Source organism: Sagittula sp. P11, assembly GCF_002814095.1.
In the GTDB taxonomy this organism is placed as follows: domain Bacteria; phylum Pseudomonadota; class Alphaproteobacteria; order Rhodobacterales; family Rhodobacteraceae; genus Sagittula.
Genome location: NZ_CP021913.1, coordinates 453,313 through 472,830, shown reverse-complemented (window position 1 = coordinate 472,830; position 19,518 = coordinate 453,313). Strand labels below are relative to the sequence as shown.

Here is a 19,518-nt window from a genome sequence, read left to right as displayed (position 1 = left end):
GAGGGTTTCGCACGCGGGGGCCTTCCACGCAGGAGCATCGGACCACAGGCGCAAGGGCAAAGCAAACACGAAGGGCGGGACCGTGGCCCCGCCCTTGCGCCTGTCTAAAAGGGATACGTCAGATCGCGGCGAGTTCGCCCGCGAGGTCCTTCATCTCTGTCCCGCCGGCCATCAGGCGGCGGATCTCGTCGTGGGTCAGCTCGCCCTTCCTGCCGGAGCCGATGACTTCGCCGAGGGCGAGGAAGGTGAAGCGGTCGCCCACGAGCTGGGAGTGGATCTCGTTGTGGGTGATGAAGATGATGGCGATGTCGCCGCGCTTCTTCACCCGCATGATCGTCTTCAGCACTTCCATCTGCTGCTTCTGGCCCAGCGCCGAGGTCGGTTCGTCCAGGATCAGCACGCGGGCGCCGAAGTAGATGGCGCGCGCGATGGCGAGGGTCTGGCGCTGGCCGCCGGACATGGTGCCCACGGCCTGCGTCGGATCGGAGAAGTTGATGCCGATCTTGGCCATCTCGTCATGGGCGATCTGGTCCATCTCGGACATGCGCATCGTGCCGAGCGGCCCCTTCAGTTCGCGCCCCATGAAGAAGTTGCGCGTCACCGACATGAGCTGGTTCAGCGCGAGGTCCTGGTAGACCGTGCCGATGCCAGCGGCCGTCGCATCGCGTGGCGAGCGGAAGTTGACCGGCTTGCCCTCGATATAGAGCTGGCCGGAGGTCGGTTCGTGCACCCCCGCCAGCGTCTTGATGAGGGTGGACTTGCCGGCGCCGTTGTCGCCCAGAAGCGCGTGCACTTCGCCGGGGTAGACCTCGAGGTTGACGCCGTTCAGCGCGGTGAAGGGGCCGAACTTCTTGATGACGTTCTCGACGCGGAGATAGGGTTCGGTCATGTCGCGCACTCCCTGTTCCGGGTCGTCGGTGTCTGGACGGTGACAGTCATCATATCCCCCCGTGATGCGCTTGCGGATGCGTTCGTTGGCGAAGACCGCGGCCAGCAGGATGGTGCCCACGAAGACGCGGAACCACGACCCGTCGATCCACGGGATGAAGAACACGGCGTTTGCCACGAGCCCCACGGTGATCGCCCCGAAGGCCACGCCCAGGATGGAGCCGAAGCCGCCGGTCATCAGCGTGCCGCCGACAACGGCGATGGCGATGGCGAAAAGCTCAAGCAGGTTGCCCTTGGCGGCGTCCGCGGTGTTGGTGTCGAACACCTGGCAGGCGGCGAACATGGTGGCGCAGAAGGCGGTGAACATGAACAGGCCGATCTTCACCTTGTTGGTGGGAACGCCGTTGGCGCGGGCCGCGTTCTTGTCGTCGCCGGTGGCGTAGATCCAGTTGCCGAGCTGGGTGCGCGACAGGACGAACCACGCCACGCCTGCGATCACCAGCCACCACAGGAAGCGCGCGTCGAAGCCTGTGACCCACTGTTCGCCGCGGCGGTTGAGGTTGCCGCCCAGCATGAACCACGCGTCGTAGAACCAGCCGAAGACCTCGCCGCCGAGGATGTTGGCGAACCAGGAGGTTTCCTTGAAGTCCTGCAGGCCGGAGATCTGCGTCGACTGGTTGATCAGCCGGTAGGAGGCCTCGGTCGCCCCGCGCAGGAAGAACAGGAACGCCAGCGTCACGATGAAGGACGACAGCCCCGACCGGACCACGATCGTGCCGATCACCCAGCCGAGGAAGAGCGCCGCGGTGAGCGCGATCAGGAAGGCGGCCACGGGCAGGCCGGGCGGGATGCCCAGCGGCAGGAAGCCGTATTTCAGCACCATGGCCATGATCATCCCGGTGAAGCCGATCATGGAGCCGATGGAAAGGTCGAATTCGCCTGCGATCATCAGGGCGGCGGCGCCGGTGGCGATGATGCCGTACTGTGCGACGATGGCGATGTTGTTCTTGAGGCCGAGCGGATTGAAGGCCTTGAAATCCGAGGCGATGGCGAGTGCCACGACGATCACCAGCATCACGCTGAACGCGCCGACTTCGGGCCGCCGGAGCAGTCTCTGAAGCCCGGATTCCCTCACAAGCCTGTCCGCTTCGCTGCGATCAGACATCCTGTCCCCCTTTTTGTCGATTGGGTCCCGTCCTCCCGACGGGCAAGGTCTCTTGCAAGAAGAGGGACAGGCGGTTGTCCGTCTGTCCCCCCATTGTCACCTTACAAACAGTGCCGGTGCCTCAGCGGTTCACGCCGGCCTGGTCTGCCACGTCGCCTGCGTTCGACGCATCGACGAAGCCCGGACCGGAGGGCACGTCGGAGCCCGGCAGCATGCCCGCGTTGGTGTTGTAGAGATGCAGGAAGATCACCGGCAGGTAGCCCTGCAGGCGCTGCTGCTGGTCGATGGTGTAGGCGACCTGGCCCGCCTCGATCAGGTTCATCACGCCCGGAGAGAGGTCGAAGCAGGAGAGGTGCACGTCGGCGCCCACTTCCTCGACCGCGGCGGCTGCGGCTTCGCAGACGTGTGGGCCGGTGGCCAGCAGGCCGTCGATCGACTCGTCCGCCTGCAGTGCGGCCGCGGTGCGGGTCTTGATCTGCGCCACGTCGTTCGACACGTCGATCATGTTCAGGTCCATGCCCATCGCGTCGAAGTAGCCCTGGCAACGGTCCGCGAGCGCGGTGTTGTAGGCTTCCTGGTTGAGGCAGAGCGGCTTGGTCACGCCTTCTTCCTTGGCGCGCTCACCTGCGGCCTGGCCCGCGAGCTTCTCCGGCTGGCCGATGTGCATCAGCGCGCCCACTTCCTTCGACGCCTCGAGGCCGGAGTTGATCGTGATGACCGGGATGCCGGAATCCACCGCACCCTTGATCGCGCCGCCAAGCGCATCGGCGTCGGGCAGCGAGACGATGATGCCGTCGGGCTGGGTCGCGGCGGCCGCCTCGATCAGCTTGGCCATCGCGGACATGTCGCCGGATGCGTCGTAGTTGTATTCCAGTTCGGCGCCCACGGCGGCGGCGGCGTCCTTGCCACCCTTCTCGACGACCGGCCAGAACGGGTCGGTGCCCTGGGTGTGGGTGATCATGACGTAACGCTCGGCGAATGCCGGTGCGGCAAGTGCCACAACGGCGGTGGCCGTGAGCAGGATATTCTTCATGGATGTCTCCTCCAACTGTTGTCCGGCCCCTTGGCGGGCCGTGTTGACCGTCCTCGCCCTCCCATGGCGGAACGGAACATCGGGACGTTAGCAGCGCCGCGACAACCTGTCACCCGCGCTGTGCTATCGCTAACGACTGGGGGACGCCACGGCAAGCCGTGCCGGGCTGGGTCGTGATAGATTCTTGCAAGCCTGATGGAATTACAGCTAGCCCGTGATGAAATCCATCACGGCTGCGGGCCGGGTGCCGCCGGGCGGAGAGGCTTTCAAACCCCGGCAAACCGGTATACCAGATTTCCGAACGGTCGCGAGGCGATGGCCGGGGGAGGACACATGGCGCAACTGACGCTTGCCGCGGGGATGTCGCGGCTCGGAACTGAATCGGCTTTCGTGGTGCTGGCACGCGCAGGTGCGCTGGTCGCCCAGGGGCGTGACATCATCAACCTCGGGATCGGCCAGCCCGATTTCCGCACGCCCGACCACATCGTCGAGGCGGCGGTGAAGGCGTTGCACGACGGCGCCCATGGCTACACCCCGGCCAACGGCCTGCCGCAGCTCCGCTCGGCGGTGGCCGCCGATCTGGACAGGCGCCACGGCGTCGAGGTGAACCCCGATCACGTGGTCGTCGTGCCGGGCGGCAAGCCCACGATGTTCTTCGCCGTCCTGATGTTCGGCGAACCGGGGGCCGAGATCATCTATCCCAACCCCGGCTTCCCGATCTACGAGTCGGTCATCCGGTACAGCGGCGCCAAGGCCGTGCCGATGGCCCTGAAGGAAGAGAACGGCTTTGCCTTCTCCGCCGAGGAGGTGCTGGCCCAGATCACGCCCGCGACCCGGCTGATCATCATCAACTCGCCCGCGAACCCGACCGGCGGTGTCACGCCGAAGGAAGAGGTCGACAAGCTGGTCGCCGGTCTGGCAGAACACCCGCACGTCGCGATCCTGTCGGACGAGATCTACTCGACGATGCTCTACGGCGGGCGCCAGCACGTCTCGCTGCTGCAATACCCGGAGATCCGCGACCGGCTGATCGTGCTCGACGGCTGGTCGAAGCGCTACGCCATGACCGGCTGGCGGCTGGGCTACGCGGTCTGGCCGGAACAGCTGGTGGAGCATGTCACCCGGCTCTGCGTCAACGACCACTCGTGCGTGAACGCCGCAACGCAGTTCGCCGGCATCGCCGCGCTGGAAGGCCCGCAGGACGAGGTCGCCGCGATGAACGAGGCCTTCGACACCCGCCGCAAGGTGATCGTCGACGGGCTGAACGCGCTGCCGGGGGTGCGCTGCGCCGACGCGGCGGGCGCGTTCTACGCCTTCCCCAATATCGAGGGGACTGGTCTTTCCGCCATGGAGGCGCAGACGCTGTTCCTTGAGGAAGGAGGCGTGGCCACGGTCGCCGGCACCTCCTTCGGCGCGTACGGAGAGGGCTACCTGCGCTTCTCCTACGCCAATTCGACCGAGAACATAGAAGAGGCCCTGCGCCGCATCCGCGGCCTGCTGGAGGCCAGAAAGGAAAAATAACATGACCAATCTGCTGATCGTCGGCAACGCATTCACCGAGGAAGAGCGCGGGCGTCTCGCCGGTGCCCATGCCGCCGCCTTCGTGTCCTCCCCGAGGACATCGCCGGGATGGACACCACGCTCCGGACGGAAGTGCGGGCGGTGGCCTTCAAGGGCCACACCCCCTTCGGTCCGGAGGCGATGGACGCCCTGCCGAACCTTGGCCTGATCGCGAACTTCGGCGTGGGCTACGACGCCATCGACGTGGACGCGGCCTCGGCCCGCAGCGTCGCGGTGACGAACACGCCCGACGTGCTGAACGACGATGTGGCAGACCTGGCGGTGGGCATGATGCTGGCCTTCTCGCGCGACATGGTCCGCGGCCACGCGCTGACCATCTCGGGCGGATGGGCGCAGCAGTCGCTGCCGCTGAACCGCAAGATGTCGGGTGGCACCGTGGGCATCGTGGGCCTGGGCCGCATCGGGCGCGAGATCGCGGACCGTCTGGCGGCCTTCAAGATGGACATCCACTACTTCGCCCGCTCCGAGAAGGAGACACCGGGCTGGACCTTCCACTCCGACGTGGTCTCTCTGGCCGGTGCGGTGGACTGGCTGGTGATCGCGCTGGTCGGCGGCGAGGAGACCCGCAACTTCGTCGGGGCGGAGGCGCTCGAGGCGCTGGGGTCCGAGGGCGTGGTGGTCAACATCTCGCGCGGCACCACGGTGGACGAGGGCGCGCTCCTCGATGCGCTCGAGAAGCGCCAGCTGCGCGGCGCGGCGCTCGACGTCTTCCTGAACGAACCCGACATCGACCCGCGCTTCCGCAAGCTGAAGAACGTGCACCTGCAGCCGCACCAGGGCTCCGGCACGGTGGAAACGCGCCGCGCCATGGCCGAGCTGCAACTGGCCAACATCACCGCCTTCCTCGAAGGCAAGGACCTCGTCACGCCGGTCAACTGACCCCTCTGCCGGGCGGTGCCCAAGATGGCCGCCGCCCGGCCAGGCCCGCGACAGCGGGGCGCGAACCGTCAACCGCCCGACACAACCCCTCTCCCCCGAAAGCACGACCTCCACCTTCATCTTGGCGGAAAATACCTCGGGGGGTGAATTGGCCGTCAGGCCAAGAGGGGGGCGGCGCCCCCTCCCCCGCGCCTCACACGGACCCGGCCTCGACGAAGAAGTTGCTGGCCGTGCACATGGCGGAATCGTCAGACGCGAGGAACAGCACCATCCGGGCGAGGTAGACCGGCTCGATCAGGTCGGGCAGGCACTGGCCCTTGAGGTGTTCGTCCAGCTTTTCCGGCGTGGCCCAGAGCTCCTTCTGGCGCTCCGTCATGACCCAGCCGGGCACCACGGCGTTGACCCGGATGCGGTGCTTGCCGAACTCCTTGGCCGAGGACCGCGTCAGCCCGTGCACGGCGGACTTCGCGGCCGTGTAGGCGGGCATGCCGGTGGATTTCTCCCACCACGAATTCGACCCCATGTTGATGATCGAACCGCCGCCGGCCTCGATCATGCCCGGCACCACCGCCTGGATCGCAAAGAACATGTGCCGGAAGTTGGTGGCAAAGCGTTCGTCCCAGTACTCGGGCGTCACGTCTTCCCAGCCGTGGCGGTCGTCGCGGGCGGCGTTGTTGACCAGCACGGTCGGCGCGCCGATGCGGTCGGCGATCCGGGCAAAGGCCGCGCGGAGCTGGTCGATGTCGCGCAGGTCGCAGGGTTCGAAGGCCAGCTCGCCCTCGGTATCGGCGACCAGCGCCTCGGCGGTCTTCTCGTCGAAATCGACGAAACCCACGCGCGCGCCCTGCGCGGCGAAGGCCTTCACTATCTCGGCGCCGATGCCGGAGGCGCCGCCGGTGACGAGGACGGACTTGCCTTTCAGGCTCGGGTAGATGGCAAAATCGGGCATGTGCACTCCTTTCGGGGTGTGGTGGTCCTGTGGCGTTGGTGAGCTTCGGGGATCGTGCGCCGGGTCAGCGCACGATGTCCTCTTCCAGGAAGTAGCGGATGTTGTCCTCGAAGCTGTCGTCGGCCTTCAGGCCCAGGCGCTCGGCCTTCTGCGGGCGGACGTCGAGCCGCCAGCCCTTGAGGATATGCGCGATCTCGGGCTGTTCCTCCCAGCGGATCAGCTTGGCCGGCTCGGGCCCGGCGACGGCGGTCATCGCGTCGATCATCTGGCGGATCGTCCAGACCCGGCCCGGCATGGTCATGGTCGGGCAGAGCCCGAGGTCCTCGGCCGGGATCTCGGCGCCGGTCACGAGGTTCAGCGCGCATTGCTTCGGCGAGAGGTAGAAATGCGGAAACGCCTCGTCGACCGGGCAGACCGCTTCCTGGCCCTGCAGCGGCTCGCGGAAGATCGAGGACATGAAGGACGAGGCCGCGCGGTTGGCCTTGCCGGGCCGGACGGAGATCGTCGGCAGACGGAAACCGCGCCCGTCAATGAAGCCGCGCCGGGTGTAGTCGTTGACCAGCAGTTCGCCGATGGCCTTCTGCGCGCCGTAGCTGATCTGCGGGTTGAGCGCGGAATGGTCGTGGAACGGCTGCGGCACCTCGCCGCCGAAAACGGCGATGGAGGAGGTGAAGACCAGAACGGGCTTCGTCCCCAGCGCGCGGCAGCGCTCCAGCACGTTCAGCGTGCCGAACATGTTGACCTTGTAGCCGAAGTCGAAGTCCTCCTCGGCATGGGCCGAAACGACGGCGGCGAGCAGGTAGATGACGTCGGTCTCTTCGGTGATGATCTTCGCGACGGAGGCCGGATCGGTGATGTCGCATTGCGCGGTCTCGACCGGGAAGGGCGCGTCGACCGTCTCGGCCTCGCCGATGTCGGCCAGCGTCAGTTTGCTGATGTCCTTGCCGCGCAGGGTGCCCTTGTCCGCGAGGGCGCGTGCGAGTTTTCTGGCGACGACACCCGCGCCGCCGATGATGAGGATGTTCATGTCTCGTCTCCCGTGAAGATGGCCGGCGCAAGCGCGCCGCGATATTGGATGACCCGCGAGGCGAGGTCCGCCGCGCGGTGGGCCGCCTCGGCCGCGGATGCCCCTTCGGCCCGCGCGCAGAGGAAGCCCGCGGCAAAGCTGTCGCCGGCTGCCGTGCTGTCCACGACCTGCTCGACGCGGGGCGGGGCGATTTCGGCGCTGCCTTCGGAGGACGCCCATGCGGTCACCGCCGCGCCGCCGTTTTTGACCGCAACGCAGGTGGCGCCGCCATTGGCGTAGCGGGCGATGGTGTCCTCGGGCGTCTTGTCGTCGAAGACGGTCTGTTCCTCGTCGAAGGAGGGCAGCACGGTGTCGGCGACGGAGGCGCCGAGCGTCAGGCCGTCGCGCATGGCGTCGGTCCCTTCCCAGAGGCGGGGCCGGAGGTTGGTGTCGAAGCTGATGTGCGCGCCTTCGGCCCGCGCGGTGGCGAGCGCATCGCAGAAGGTGCGGCGCGCCTCGGAGGGCAGGATCGCCAGCGTGATGCCGGAGAAATGGATGTTGTCGCGGCCCTTCAGCATGTCCGCCAGCCGCGCCGGATCGTCGGCCAGCGTCTTTGCCGCCGACTGGCCGCGCCAGTAGGAAAAGCTCCGCTCGCCGTCCTTCAGCGAGATCATGTAGAGCCCGACGGTGCGGTCGGGGTGGCGGGCCAGCGCGTCGGTCGACAGCCCTTCGCCGGATATGAAGCGGGCCATGTCCTCGGACACCGCATCCTCGCCGATCACCGTGCCGTAGCTGACCGTCCAGCCGGGCGGCAGCAGGCGGCGGGCGTACCATGCGGTGTTGAACGTGTCCCCGGCAAAGCCCTGCCGCAGCAGCCCTTCGCCCGCGGGCGCCAGTTCGACCATGATTTCTCCGATGGAGAGGAAGTTCACAGAAGCCCCCTTTGTGCGAGGTTGCGCATCAGGGCCGCCACGCCGAAGGTCCAGGGCGCACAGTCGGTCGAAAGCCGCACGGTGTTGGTCAGCGCGCCGAGCTTCGGCTCGGCGATGGTCACCACGTCGCCCACCTTGTGCGTGAAGCCCTGGCCCTTGGTGTCGCGGTCCTCGGTCGGCGCGAAGAGCGTGCCGAGGTAGAGGAAAAAGCCGTCGGGGTACTGGTGGTGCTTGCCGATGGTCTGCCCGACGATGGAGGCGGGCGGGCGCGAGATCTTCGACATCGACGAACTGCCGTTGAGCGTGTAGCCGTCCTCGCCCTCGACCGTCAGGGTGAGTTCGGCGGATTCGACATCCGCCATGCCGTAGGTCTCGTCGAAGAGCCGCAGGAAGGGCCCGACGGAGGCGGAGGCGTTGTTGTCCTTGGCCTTGCCCAGCAGCAGGGCGGAACGGCCCTCGACGTCGCGCAGGTTGACGTCGTTGCCCAGCGTGGCGCCGACGATGTCGCCCTTCGACGTGACGGCCAGCACGACCTCCGGTTCGGGGTTGTTCCAGCGCGACATGGGGTGCAGGCCCACGTCGGCGCCATGGCCCACGGCGGCGAGGGTGGGGCACTTGGTGAAGACCTCCGCGTCCGGGCCGATGCCGACCTCGAGGTACTGCGACCAGAGGCCCTCGGCCTGCAGGACCTTCTTGACCTCCGCCGCCTTCTCGGAGCCGGGCACGAGGCCCGCGAGGCTGTCGCCGATGATCCGCCCGACCCGGGTGCGGATCGCCTCCGCCCGGTCGGGATCGCCGGCGGCCTGCTCCTCGATCACGCGTTCGACCATGGACTGGGCGAAGGTGACGCCGGAGGCCTTGACCACCTGCAGGTCGCAGGGGGCGAGCAGCTCCAGGCCGCCGGTGCCGATGTCGGCGAGGGTGGCGAAGCTCTCGCCCTCTGCCGCGCGGACATGGGCCAGCGGGTCGTCGAGTTCGAGCAGGTCGCGCATCGTCGGCGCGGTCTTCGAGGTGATGTCCACCAGCGTGTCGCCGTCGAGGCGGGCGATGCAGGGGCCTGTGCCGGGGCGCAGGACGCGGGCGAGGAAGGTGCCTTTGGGGTCGGGGTTTCTCAGTGTCATCAGTCGTCTTTCCGTGGCAGAGGACTTTTCTTCGAAAAGTCCTGAAGGGGCAGAGTTTTCGTCCGAAAACTCAGGGTGTCGCATGTCAGGCGGGCGGGAGCAACTTGCCGGGGTTCAGGATGCCCCCGGGGTCGAGCGCCTGCTTGATGGCGCGCATGAAGGGGACGGCGGGGCCGTGTTCCTCGGTCATGAAATCCTGCTTGCCGATGCCGATGCCGTGTTCGCCGCTGACCGTGCCGCGCAGGCGCAGCGCCATCTCTCCCAGCGCGTGGGTGTAGTCATGGGCGCGCGCCATCTCGGCCGGGTTTTCGGGATCGACGGAGAGGCCCACGTGGAAGTTGCCGTCGCCGACGTGGCCGACGATGGTGGCCGTCAGCCCGATCTCGGCGGCGCGGGTCTGCGCCCATGTCACCGCCTCCGCCAGTTTCGAGATCGGCACGCAGGTGTCGGTGGGCCAGATGTGGCGGCCTTCGCCGAGCGCGGCCGATGCGTAATGCGCGCTGTGGCGCATGGCCCAGAGCGCGTTGCGGTCCTCGGCCTTCACGGCGTCCTTCCAGCCCGAGGCGCCGAAGTCTGCGGCGATCTCGCGGAAGGCGGCGGACTGTTCGGCCACGCCGGCCTCCGAGCCGTGGAATTCGAGGAAGAGGTGCGGTTCTTCCGGCAGGTCGGCCTGGGCGTAGCGGTTGAAGCCGCGCACCATCATGTGGTCCAGCAGTTCGATGCGCGCCATGGGCAGGCCGGACTGGATCGTCAGGATCACGCAGTTCACCGCGTCCTCGACGGACGCGAAGCGGCAGGTGGCGGCGGCGACGGATTCGGGCAGGCCGTGCAGGCGGAGCGTCAGCTCGGTGATGATGCCCAGCGTGCCCTCCGACCCGATCAGCAGGTGCGTGAGGTCGTAGCCGGTGGCGGACTTGCGCGCCTCCGACCCGGTGCGGATGATCGTGCCGTCCGCCATCACCGCCTCGAGCGCGAGGATGTTCTCTCGGATGGTGCCGTAGCGGACGGCGGTGGTGCCGGAGGCGCGGGTGGCGGCCATGCCGCCCAGCGAGGCATCGGCGCCGGGATCGACGGAGAAGAAGAGCCCGGTGTCGCGCAGGTCCTCGTTCAGGCGCTTGCGGGTCAGGCCGGGCTGCGCGGTGCAGAGCAGGTCCTCGGCGGAGACAGAAAGCAGCCGGTTCATCCGCGCGAAATCGAGGCTGATGCCGCCTTGGACGGCGAGGTGCTGTCCTTCCAGCGAACTGGCGGCGCCGTAGGGGGTGACGGGCGTGCCGGTGTCGGCGCAGATCTTCACGATCTCCGAGACCTCGGCGGTCGTCTCCGGGTAGGCCACCGCGTCGGGCGGGGTGTTGGGGTAGTAGGTCTCGTTCTGGCCGTGCAGGCGGCGGTCGGCCTCCGAGGTGACGAGCCGGTCTCCGAGCAGGGCGGTGAGACGGGTGAGGGCGTTGGTGTGCAATGTGTCAGGCATTCTTCAGGCCGGAATAGAGGGCAAGGGCGACGACCAGCAGCATGGAGGCGGCCATCGCGATGTTGATGATCCGCTGGCTGCGGTCGGAGAGGTTGAGGCGGTGCAGCGAAGCCCCGGCGAAGAGCCAGCCGAGGTGGATCGGAATCCAGATCGTGTTGACGATCAGGAGCTTGGCCACGGTCTCGAACACGAGATTGTCGGGGGCGAAGGGAAAGCCGGCGAAGAGCGTGGTGTTGACGGCATAGGCCTTGGGGTTGATCGCCTGCAGCAGGATGCCGGCGCCTATGGCCGGCGGGGCCTTGGCCTCGATGAAGGCGAGGCGCGAGCCTGCGAAGGCGATGCGCGAGGCGAGGAACAGGAGATATCCGATGGAGGCCACCATGAGAACCCAGCGGATCACCGGCACCGACAGCACGATGGCCGCGACGCCGGAGATCACCGCCAGCGCCACGAGGTTCGTCCCGATGAACAGGCCGATCAGATAGCGCAGTCCGGCGCGGAAGCCGTAGGCGGCGCCCAGCCCGGCGGTCGAGAGCACGCCGGGTCCGGGTGTCACGATCAGGAAGAAGACGGCGGCGGCGAAGGTCAGCATCGCGCGCCTGTCGTGTGTGGCATGTGGTCCTCCGGTGACCATCGCGAGCGGGGCGTCTTCGCGCACCTCGGGTTGCATCGCTTCGCGGATGGTATACCATTTGGAACAAAGCGGCTGGGCGCAGGGATGTCAACGCGCGAAGACAGACCGCCGGGAGGAACATGGGACTTTTCGACTTGTCGGGCCGGAGGGCGCTTGTCACGGGCGCCTCCATGGGGATCGGTTTCGCACTGGCGCGCGGGCTGGCGCAGGCGGGCGCATCGCTCGTGCTGAACGCGCGCGGCGTGGAGAAACTGGAGGCGGCGGCAGAGGTGCTGCGCGGCGAGGGGGCGGAGGTCGAGGTGCTGCCCTTCGACGTGACGGACGCGGCGGCGGCGCGGGAGGCGGTCGACGGATTCGAGGCCGGAACGGGCGCCATCGACATCCTGATCAACAACGCCGGCATGCAGCACCGCGCGCCGCTGGAGGAGTTCCCGCCGGAGATCTTCGACCGGCTGATGCGGACCAACGTGGCCTCGGCCTTCTACGTGGGGCAGGCCTGCGCGCGCCACATGATCGGGCGCGGTGCGGGCCGGATCGTCAACATCGCCTCGGTCCAGACCTTGCAGGCGCGGCCGGGCATCGCGCCCTACACAGCCTCGAAGGGGGCGGTGGCGAACCTGACGAAGGGCATGTCGACGGACTGGGCGCCGAAGGGGCTGAACGTCAACGCCATCGCGCCGGGCTATTTCGACACGCCGCTGAACAAGGCGCTGGTGGAGAACCCGGAGTTCTGCCGCTGGCTGGAGGAACGCACGCCGCAGGGCCGCTGGGGCAGGGTGGAGGAGCTGGCAGGCGCCTGCGTGTTCCTCTGCTCGGACGCGGCGAGTTTCGTGAACGGCCACGTCCTGTACGTGGACGGGGGGATCACCGCGCGGCTGTAACGGATCGCGGGGCTGGCGGACGGCACTGTTTGCTGACGCAAAGGCGCCCGCCCGCCAGCCCGCAGGCGCAGAAATTTCAGCGACATGGGAGGAATGGATATGTCGGACAAGGCAAAGGTCGGCTTCATCGGGCTGGGCTACATGGGGCACGGGATGGCCAAGAACATCCTGCAGAACGGCCATCCAATGATGGTCAAGGGCAACCGCAACCGCACGCCGGTGGAGAGCCTCGTGGGCATGGGCGCGACCGAGGCGGCAAGCCCGCGCGAGATGGCGGAACAGTGCGACATCGTCCACATCTGCCTGTCGAACTCGCCGCAGGTGGAATCGGTTTTCCGCGGCGAGGACGGGCTGCTGGCCGGGGCGCGCGAGGGGCTGATCGTGGTGGATTGCACCACGGCCGACCCGACCTCCACCATGGTGCTGGCGGCGGAACTGGCCGAGAAGGGCGGGCATTTCGTCGATGCGCCGCTGGGCCGGACCCCGAAGGAAGCCGAGGAAGGCACGCTCGACGCGATGGTGGGCGCGGACGAGGAGGTCTTTGCCCGCGTGCTGCCGGTGATCGAGTGCTGGGCGGGCAACATCAACCGCGTGGGCGGTGTCGGCGCGGGCCACAAGATGAAGCTCCTGATGAACACCATCTCGATGGGCTACGCCGCGCTTTATGCGGAGGTCACGGTGCTGGGCGCCAAGGCGGGCATCCCGCCGAAGATGGTGCAGAAGGTCATCGGGTCCTCGCGGCTGGGCAACGGCTTCTTCGACACCTTCATGCGCTGCGTCGTCGACGGGGAGCGCGAGGTGCACAAGTTCTCCATCGCCAACGCGTCGAAGGACCTGAAGTATGCGGGTTCGATGGCGGCGGAGGCCGACGTGATGACGCTGATGCTGGGCGCCGCGCGGCAGTACTTCGTCCATGCCGAGGCCATCGGCCATGCGCAGGATTACGTGCCGTGGCTGGCCGACCACGTGGCGCGGCTGAACGGGGTCGAGATGGCGGAGGAAGCGGCGAAGGGCCGCTAGGCCGTCCCGCGCAGCATCAGCGTGTAACCGAGATCGACGGTGCGGCGGGGGATGTCCTCGCCCGCCGTGGCGTCGAGGATCATCGCGGCGGCGGTGCGCCCGATGGTGTCGCCGTCGACCCGTACCGTGGTCAGGCCGATGCCCGACTCCCCGGCAAAGTCGGTGTCGCCGAAGCCCGTCAGCGCAAGCCTCTGCGGCACCGGAAGGCCGCGCCGCATCGCCTCGCACCAGGCGCCGAGCGCCAGCGTGTCCGACACGCAGACCACCGCGTCGGTGTCGGGCCAGCGGTCGAGGATACGCGCCAGCCCCTGCGCGCCGTAGTCCGGGCCGGTGAGGCCGGGATCGGGGGGCACGGCAAGGATGCGCGGCTCTGCCACCACGTCCAGATAACCCTGCTGTCGCATCTCCGCCCGCGTGTCGGCGGGACGGTCGGTGCGCAGGAAGGCGATCCTTTCGCGGCCCTTGTCCGCGAGGTGGCGGGTCATGTCACGGCTCGCGGCCCGGTTGGAAAACCCCACGGCGGCAAAGACCGGATCCTCCGGCAGCTCCCAGAGTTCGAACACCGGCAGGCCCGCCCCGTCCAGCAGGCGCCGCGCCTCTGGCGTGTGCAGCGAACTGGTCAGCACCAGCGCGTCGGGGCGGCGGCCCAGCAGGGTGGCGATCAGCGCGGCCTCCGTCTCGGGCGCGTAGCCCGTGCTGGCGAGCAGAAGTTGCAGGCCGCCGTCGCGCAGGCCTTCCTCCAGCCCGCGAATGGTGGTGGCAAAGACCGACTGTTCCTGCGTCGATACGAGCGCGCCGACGATGCGTGAACGCTGCGAGGACAGGGCGCCGGCGGTTTCGTCCCGGACGTAGCCCAGGTCCCGGACCGCCGTCATGACGCGGGTCAGCGTGTCGGGGCTGACCTTGCCGGGGGTGCGCAGGGCGCGGCTGACGGTGATCTTGCCCACGCCCGCTTGGCGCGCCACGTCGCCCATCGTCACCCATTTCCGTTGTTCCGTCATGCCTGTCCCGTCCGCGTTTGACACCTTTGCTGTAGCGATGGTACCGATACCATGAAACGGTGGTATCGGTACCATCGAGTCGGACGCAGGGAGGAGCGCGGATGCTGACGGAGGCACAGAAGGCGTTTTACGCCGAAAACGGATACCTGAAGGCCGAAAGCGTGCTGACGGCGGAGGAGCTGTCCCGGGCGCAGTCCATCGTCACCGACTGGATCGAAGGATCACGCAGCGTGACGGAGAGCGACGAGCTCTACGATCTCGACAAGGGGCATTCGGCAGAGACCCCGCGCCTGACCCGGGTGAAGCTGCCCCACCGGAACGATCCGTTCTTCTGGCAGCTTTTGACGGCGTCGCGGGTGACGGAGGTGCTGAACGATCTGCTCGGGCCGTCGACGATCATCAACACGTCGAAGCTGAACTGCAAGGCGCCGGGCGGCGGGGCGGCGGTGGAATGGCACCAGGACTGGGCCTTCTACCCCGCGACCAACGACGACCTCCTGGCCTTCGGCGTGCTGCTGGAGGACATGGACGAGGAGAACGGGCCGCTGATGGTGATCCCGGGCTCGCACCGCGGACCGGTGCTGTCGCACCACCACGACGGGTATTTCTGCGGGGCGGTGTCGCCGGACGATCCGGACTTCGATCTGTCGAAGGCGGTGACGCTGACCGGGAAGGCGGGCGACATGACGGTGCACCACGTCCGCGCGCTGCACGGTTCGGCCCCGAACCGGTCCGACCGGGCGCGCAAGATCCTGTTCTACGAATGCGCCAGTGCCGATGCCTGGCCGCTTCTGGGCGCGTCGAGCTACATCCACGGGCTGGGCCAGCGCGGCTTCTGGGCGGACCTGCAGGAGCGGATCATCACCGGCGAGCCGTGCTTCACGCCAAGGCTGGAGCAGGTGCCGGTGCGGATGCCGCTGCCGCCCGCGAAAGACAACACCTCGATCTTCCGGACACAGATGTCGGGCGGCATGAAGAGCGCCTTTGCCTGACGGCTGCGGCGGGGCGGCGCGAAGCCCCGCCCTACAGGTTGTCGCGAAGGGCGGCTGGTGGCCCTGAGCCTTGGGACGCGACTGGACTGCGAAGTACCGCAGGAAATGCCGGTATTTTATCGGCTTTCCGCCAGTGTCCGACGACAGCTGATCCGGCGGTAGGCCCGCTTTCAGGAATGCGGTCTGGTGACAGCAGGTCGCGCCGGTCGGCAGGGCCGCCGCAGCCGTTTCATGAACTGACCGAGCGGACCCGGGCGTTTCAGGACGTGGCGCGCGCCTGCCATACATAGATCGTGTCGAGCGCGTCGGAGGACACGACCTCGAACCCGCACCGCTTGTAGAACTCATTGGCAGGGCTGCCGTTCAGCGCCATCAGGCGGATCGGCAGCCCTTCGGCACTGGCCCGTGCCTGCAGGTCCGAGACGACGCGCCAACCCAGTCCGCGGCCCTGGCGGGACGGCGTGACATAGAGGTGGTCGAGGTAGAGGTGATCCTTCCGCCGCCGCACGACGAAGAAGCCGGCGATCTCTTCCCCGCATTCGATCACCGTCGTGTCCGCCGGATCGAAGCCCTTCAGGAACCGTTCGCGGGCGCGCTCCGGCGAGAAGCGCCCGATAGCTTCGAGGCTCGGGCGCATCGCCGCGACGCGGATGTCGGCGAGGGTATCGGCTTCGGCCCCGGTCGCGGGGCGGAAGCGGCAGGGCATGTGCAGGTCGTGGGGCAAGGGCGGCCTCTCCGGATCGGCGGGCCGCCCGCGCGGCCCCTACACCTTCTTCGCGCGACCGTCTGCCAGCATGGCGTCGATGTCCAGCGGGGTGCAGAAGCCGTCCTTCACCTTGACCTCGAGCTCCTTCTCCATCTGCGCGACCGCCTTTGCCTTGGCGATCACCGTGTCGATCCGGGCGTAGGGGATGACCACGACGCCGTTGCGGTCAGCCACGATGATGTCGCCCGTCGCCACCTCGCGCCCGCCGACAACGGCCGCGCCGCCGAGGGTGCCGGGGCCGTTGGCGTAGGGAGAGTTCGGGTTCAGGCCGGCGCACCAGCAGGGCAGGCCGGTGGCGCGGATGCCGTCGAAGTCGCGCATCGGCCCGTCGGTGACGAAGGCCGCGGCGCCCGCGTTCTTCAGCATGCCGGACAACTGGTCGCCGATGGTGGCGCAGCCGCCGTGGCCATGTGCGGCATGGACCACCACGTCACCCGGCGTCAGAAGGTTGACGGCCGCGAGGGTCGCCATTATGTCCATCGGCCCGCTGTCGGCCACGAGGGCGCGGCCCACCACGTGGCGGTCAAGCTCTTCCCCGAGGCCCAGCGGTGCGATGGCGGTGGACATGGCGGCGATCCCGCCCATCGCGTCGCAGATGAAGGCGGTCTCCACCCCCTTCAGGGCGGCGATCTGCTCCGGCGTCGGAGTGGGTGCGCCTTCGACGATGGTCAGGACGGGCGGTTCTTCGATCATGGGTCAGTCTCCTTGGGCCGGGCCGTCCGGCGGTGTCAGGTCTTGGTCGTCCGGTGCCACACGCCAGAGCAGGCGGATGTAGGCGAGGCCGGAGGCGGTCGCCTCGCAGCGGGTCTTCTGCAGGGCGAGGGCCTCTGCGGGCGTGTCGTCGAGCCGCCCCAGTTCCTCCAGCCGGTCACATTGCAGGAGGCCGGAGAGCAGGTCGTACTTGGCTTCTACCCGGGCGCGCAGGGCGAGCGGTTCGGGCGCCGTATCGTCGAGCAGGGTCAGCCGTGTCGCCGTGGCCTCCGCCAGCTGGCGGCGCGCCTCGTCATAGCAGAGCGTGGCCAGCGCCGGGGCGTCGGCAGGCAGGCTGCCGCAGCCCGCCAGCGTCGGGCCGATGCAGATGTCGGGGGCGGCTTTGCGCGCCTGAGCCTCGGCCACGCATCCGGCCACGGCCGCGGTGTCGATGGCCGGTGTCAGGGGCTCCTCTGCCCAAGCGGGCAGGGCAAGCCACGCCACGGCGAGCATGGGCAGCGCACGGTTCATGATGTCCTCCCTCGGGGCGCGCGCAGGGCGGCGGCCCTTTCCGGGTGGCATAGCACGGGGGCGGGCCGATCTTGTCAAGGGCGGTGCTTGCATTTGGTATACCAAATGGCGAGGATGCCGCGAAGCCCGCGCCGGGAATCGCCCGAAACGGGGAAGGGAGGGAAGAGTATGTCAGACACACGCGCGAAGAAGCGTTTCCGTAGCCAGGAGTGGTTCGACAATCCGAACAACCCGGGCATGACCGCACTTTACGTGGAGCGCTACCAGAACAGCACTTACACGCGCGAAGAGCTGATGTCCGACCGCCCGGTGATCGGGATCGCCAACACAGGCAGCGACATTGCGCCCTGCAACAAGATCCACGTCTTCCTGATGGACCGGATCAAGGCGGGCATCCGCGAGGCGGGCGGCATTCCGATGGAATTCCCCGTTCACCCGATCCAGGAAACCGGCAAGCGCCCGACCGCGGCGCTGGACCGCAACCTAGCGTACCTGAGCCTCGTGGAGGTGCTGCACGGGTATCCGATCGACGGCGTCGTGCTGACCACCGGCTGCGACAAGACCACGCCTGCGCAGCTGATGGGTGCGGCGACCGTGGACATCCCGGCCATTGCCCTGAACGGCGGTCCGATGCTGGACGGCTGGTGGAAGGGCAAGCGCGCCGGATCGGGCGCCATCGTCTGGGAATCGCGTCGGCTGCTGGCCGAAGGCAAGATCGATTACGAGGAGTTCATGGGACGCGTCTGCTCCTCGGCGCCGTCGCTGGGGCATTGCAACACCATGGGCACCGCCTCGACCATGAACGCCATGGCGGAGGCGCTCGGCATGACGCTGACCGGGTCCTCGGCGATCCCCGCGCCGTTCCGCGAACGGATGGCCATGGCCTACGAGACCGGCAAGCGCATCGTGCAGATGGTGCTCGACGACCTGAAACCGTCCGACATCCTGACGCGCGAGGCTTTCGAGAACGCGATCATCGTCAACGCGGCCATCGGCGGGTCGACCAACGCGCCGCCGCACCTGCAGGCGGTGGCCCGCCACGCCGGGGTGGAACTGAACGTGAAGGACTGGGAGACGGTCGGTTTCGACGTGCCGCTTCTGGTGAACATGCAGCCCGCCGGTGAATACCTCGGGGAGAGCTTCTTCCGCGCGGGCGGCGTCCCTGCCGTCATGGGCGAACTGATGAAGGCCGGGCGCCTGCACGAGGGCGCGATGACCGCCACGGGCAACACCATGGGCGTGAACCTCGCCGGGGTGGAAAGCGTCGACCTCGACGTGATCCGCACCTATGCAGAGCCGCTGCGGACCAACGCCGGCTTCAAGGTGCTGACCGGCAACCTGTTCGACAGCGCATTGATGAAGACCTCGGTGATCTCGCCGGACTTCCGCAAGCGGTTCCTGTCGACGCCGGGCGAGGAGGGCACCTACGAGGCCCGGGCCGTGGTCTTCGAAGGGCCGGAGGATTACCACGACCGGATCAACGACGCCTCGCTGGAGATCGACGAGCATTCGATCCTGTTCATCCGCGGCGTGGGCTGCGTGGGCTATCCCGGCTCGGCCGAGGTGGTGAACATGCAACCGCCGGACGCGCTCATCAAGGCGGGGATCAACCACCTGCCGACGGTGGGCGACGGGCGGCAGTCGGGCACTTCTGAAAGCCCGTCGATCCTGAACGCCTCGCCCGAGGCGGTGGTCGGCGGGGGGCTCGCCTACCTGAAGACCGGCGACCGGGTGCGGCTGGACCTCAACGCCTCGCGCATGGATGCGCTGGTGGACGAGGCAGAGTGGCAGGCCCGCATCGACGCATGGGAGGCGCCGGAGATTCATCACCAGACGCCGTGGCAGGAGATCTACCGCACGCACGTCGGCCAACTGGCCGAAGGCGGCTGCCTCGAACTGGCGACGGCCTACCAGAAGATCCGCAGGGACCTGCCCCGCGACAACCACTGAGACCGGGCGGGCGCGATCCGGGAAGGACCGG

At 68.0% G+C, this 19,518-nt stretch carries 17 protein-coding genes and 1 pseudogene; 6 read left to right on the top strand and 12 right to left on the bottom strand.

Annotated features, from left to right (window positions below):
• Nucleotides 1-118: 118 nt before the first annotated feature.
• Both CDO87_RS27475 and CDO87_RS02315 read right to left on the bottom strand, forming a co-directional pair.
• Nucleotides 119-2,053, bottom strand: coding sequence for an ABC transporter permease subunit (locus CDO87_RS27475; protein ID WP_308213913.1), 1,935 nt, complete (start codon nt 2,051-2,053; stop codon nt 119-121).
• A gap of 121 nt (nt 2,054-2,174) precedes the next feature.
• Nucleotides 2,175-3,086: a sugar ABC transporter substrate-binding protein gene (locus tag CDO87_RS02315; RefSeq protein WP_100927261.1), complete on the bottom strand. Its 912-nt coding sequence runs from the start codon at nt 3,084-3,086 to the stop codon at nt 2,175-2,177.
• Between the two features lie 333 nt (nt 3,087-3,419).
• On the opposite strand from CDO87_RS02315, the gene CDO87_RS02310 reads away from it, so the two are divergent.
• Nucleotides 3,420-4,607, top strand: a complete 1,188-nt coding sequence (locus CDO87_RS02310; RefSeq protein WP_100927260.1) for a pyridoxal phosphate-dependent aminotransferase — start codon at nt 3,420-3,422, stop codon at nt 4,605-4,607.
• A 75-nt stretch (nt 4,608-4,682) separates the two neighbouring features.
• Nucleotides 4,683-5,546 (top strand): annotated as a pseudogene (locus CDO87_RS02305) (2-hydroxyacid dehydrogenase); the annotation flags it as partial.
• A gap of 193 nt (nt 5,547-5,739) precedes the next feature.
• Here the strand turns inward: CDO87_RS02305 and CDO87_RS02300 are convergent.
• The 6 genes from CDO87_RS02300 to CDO87_RS02275 all read right to left on the bottom strand — a co-directional run bounded on the left by CDO87_RS02300 (nt 5,740) and on the right by CDO87_RS02275 (nt 11,614).
• Nucleotides 5,740-6,495: an SDR family NAD(P)-dependent oxidoreductase gene (locus tag CDO87_RS02300; RefSeq protein WP_100927258.1), complete on the bottom strand. Its 756-nt coding sequence runs from the start codon at nt 6,493-6,495 to the stop codon at nt 5,740-5,742.
• A 64-nt stretch (nt 6,496-6,559) separates the two neighbouring features.
• A complete protein-coding gene (gene denD, locus CDO87_RS02295; RefSeq protein ID WP_100927257.1) occupies nt 6,560-7,522 on the bottom strand; it encodes a D-erythronate dehydrogenase in 963 nt (320 codons plus the stop codon).
• Nucleotides 7,519-8,433 (bottom strand): sugar kinase, encoded by a 915-nt coding sequence (locus CDO87_RS02290; RefSeq protein WP_100927256.1) that lies wholly within the window; start codon nt 8,431-8,433, stop codon nt 7,519-7,521. Before CDO87_RS02290 ends, denD begins: the two co-directional genes overlap by 4 nt.
• Nucleotides 8,430-9,554, bottom strand: coding sequence for a fumarylacetoacetate hydrolase family protein (locus CDO87_RS02285; RefSeq protein ID WP_100927255.1), 1,125 nt, complete (start codon nt 9,552-9,554; stop codon nt 8,430-8,432). Before CDO87_RS02285 ends, CDO87_RS02290 begins: the two co-directional genes overlap by 4 nt.
• An 85-nt stretch (nt 9,555-9,639) precedes the next feature.
• Nucleotides 9,640-11,022 carry an FAD-binding oxidoreductase gene (locus CDO87_RS02280; RefSeq protein WP_100927254.1) on the bottom strand — a complete coding sequence of 461 codons (1,383 nt, stop codon included), beginning with the start codon at nt 11,020-11,022 and terminating at the stop codon, nt 9,640-9,642.
• On the bottom strand, nt 11,015-11,614 hold the full coding sequence (locus tag CDO87_RS02275; RefSeq protein ID WP_100930808.1) for a LysE family translocator: 600 nt from the start codon (nt 11,612-11,614) through the stop codon (nt 11,015-11,017). Before CDO87_RS02275 ends, CDO87_RS02280 begins: the two co-directional genes overlap by 8 nt.
• Nucleotides 11,615-11,775: 161 nt before the next feature.
• On the opposite strand from CDO87_RS02275, the gene CDO87_RS02270 reads away from it, so the two are divergent.
• Both CDO87_RS02270 and CDO87_RS02265 read left to right on the top strand, forming a co-directional pair.
• On the top strand, nt 11,776-12,537 hold the full coding sequence (locus CDO87_RS02270) for an SDR family oxidoreductase (protein ID WP_100927253.1): 762 nt from the start codon (nt 11,776-11,778) through the stop codon (nt 12,535-12,537).
• 99 nt (nt 12,538-12,636) lie between these two features.
• On the top strand, nt 12,637-13,557 hold the full coding sequence (locus tag CDO87_RS02265; RefSeq protein WP_254698292.1) for an NAD(P)-dependent oxidoreductase: 921 nt from the start codon (nt 12,637-12,639) through the stop codon (nt 13,555-13,557).
• Here the strand turns inward: CDO87_RS02265 and CDO87_RS02260 are convergent.
• Complete coding sequence (locus tag CDO87_RS02260) at nt 13,554-14,558, bottom strand: LacI family DNA-binding transcriptional regulator (protein ID WP_198521805.1); 1,005 nt, start codon at nt 14,556-14,558, stop codon at nt 13,554-13,556. The two genes, CDO87_RS02265 and CDO87_RS02260, sit on opposite strands and share 4 nt — an antisense overlap.
• Nucleotides 14,559-14,659: 101 nt before the next feature.
• Here CDO87_RS02260 and CDO87_RS02255 point away from each other — a divergent pair, with 101 nt between their 5' ends.
• On the top strand, nt 14,660-15,550 hold the full coding sequence (locus CDO87_RS02255) for a phytanoyl-CoA dioxygenase family protein (RefSeq protein WP_100927250.1): 891 nt from the start codon (nt 14,660-14,662) through the stop codon (nt 15,548-15,550).
• A gap of 259 nt (nt 15,551-15,809) precedes the next feature.
• Here CDO87_RS02255 and CDO87_RS02250 read toward each other — a convergent pair whose 3' ends face one another.
• The 3 genes from CDO87_RS02250 to CDO87_RS02240 are packed head-to-tail and all read right to left on the bottom strand — an operon-like array spanning nt 15,810 to nt 17,537.
• The gene (locus CDO87_RS02250) at nt 15,810-16,274 is read right to left on the bottom strand and encodes a GNAT family N-acetyltransferase (RefSeq protein ID WP_254698290.1); all 465 of its coding nucleotides are present in this window, start codon (nt 16,272-16,274) and stop codon (nt 15,810-15,812) included.
• Nucleotides 16,275-16,313: 39 nt separating this feature from the next.
• Nucleotides 16,314-17,009 carry an RraA family protein gene (locus CDO87_RS02245; RefSeq protein ID WP_100927249.1) on the bottom strand — a complete coding sequence of 232 codons (696 nt, stop codon included), beginning with the start codon at nt 17,007-17,009 and terminating at the stop codon, nt 16,314-16,316.
• Between the two features lie 3 nt (nt 17,010-17,012).
• Nucleotides 17,013-17,537: a hypothetical protein gene (locus CDO87_RS02240; RefSeq protein WP_100927248.1), complete on the bottom strand. Its 525-nt coding sequence runs from the start codon at nt 17,535-17,537 to the stop codon at nt 17,013-17,015.
• 168 nt (nt 17,538-17,705) lie between these two features.
• On the opposite strand from CDO87_RS02240, the gene CDO87_RS02235 reads away from it, so the two are divergent.
• Nucleotides 17,706-19,487 (top strand): IlvD/Edd family dehydratase, encoded by a 1,782-nt coding sequence (locus tag CDO87_RS02235; protein WP_100927247.1) that lies wholly within the window; start codon nt 17,706-17,708, stop codon nt 19,485-19,487.
• The last annotated feature ends 31 nt before the right edge of the window (nt 19,488-19,518 follow it).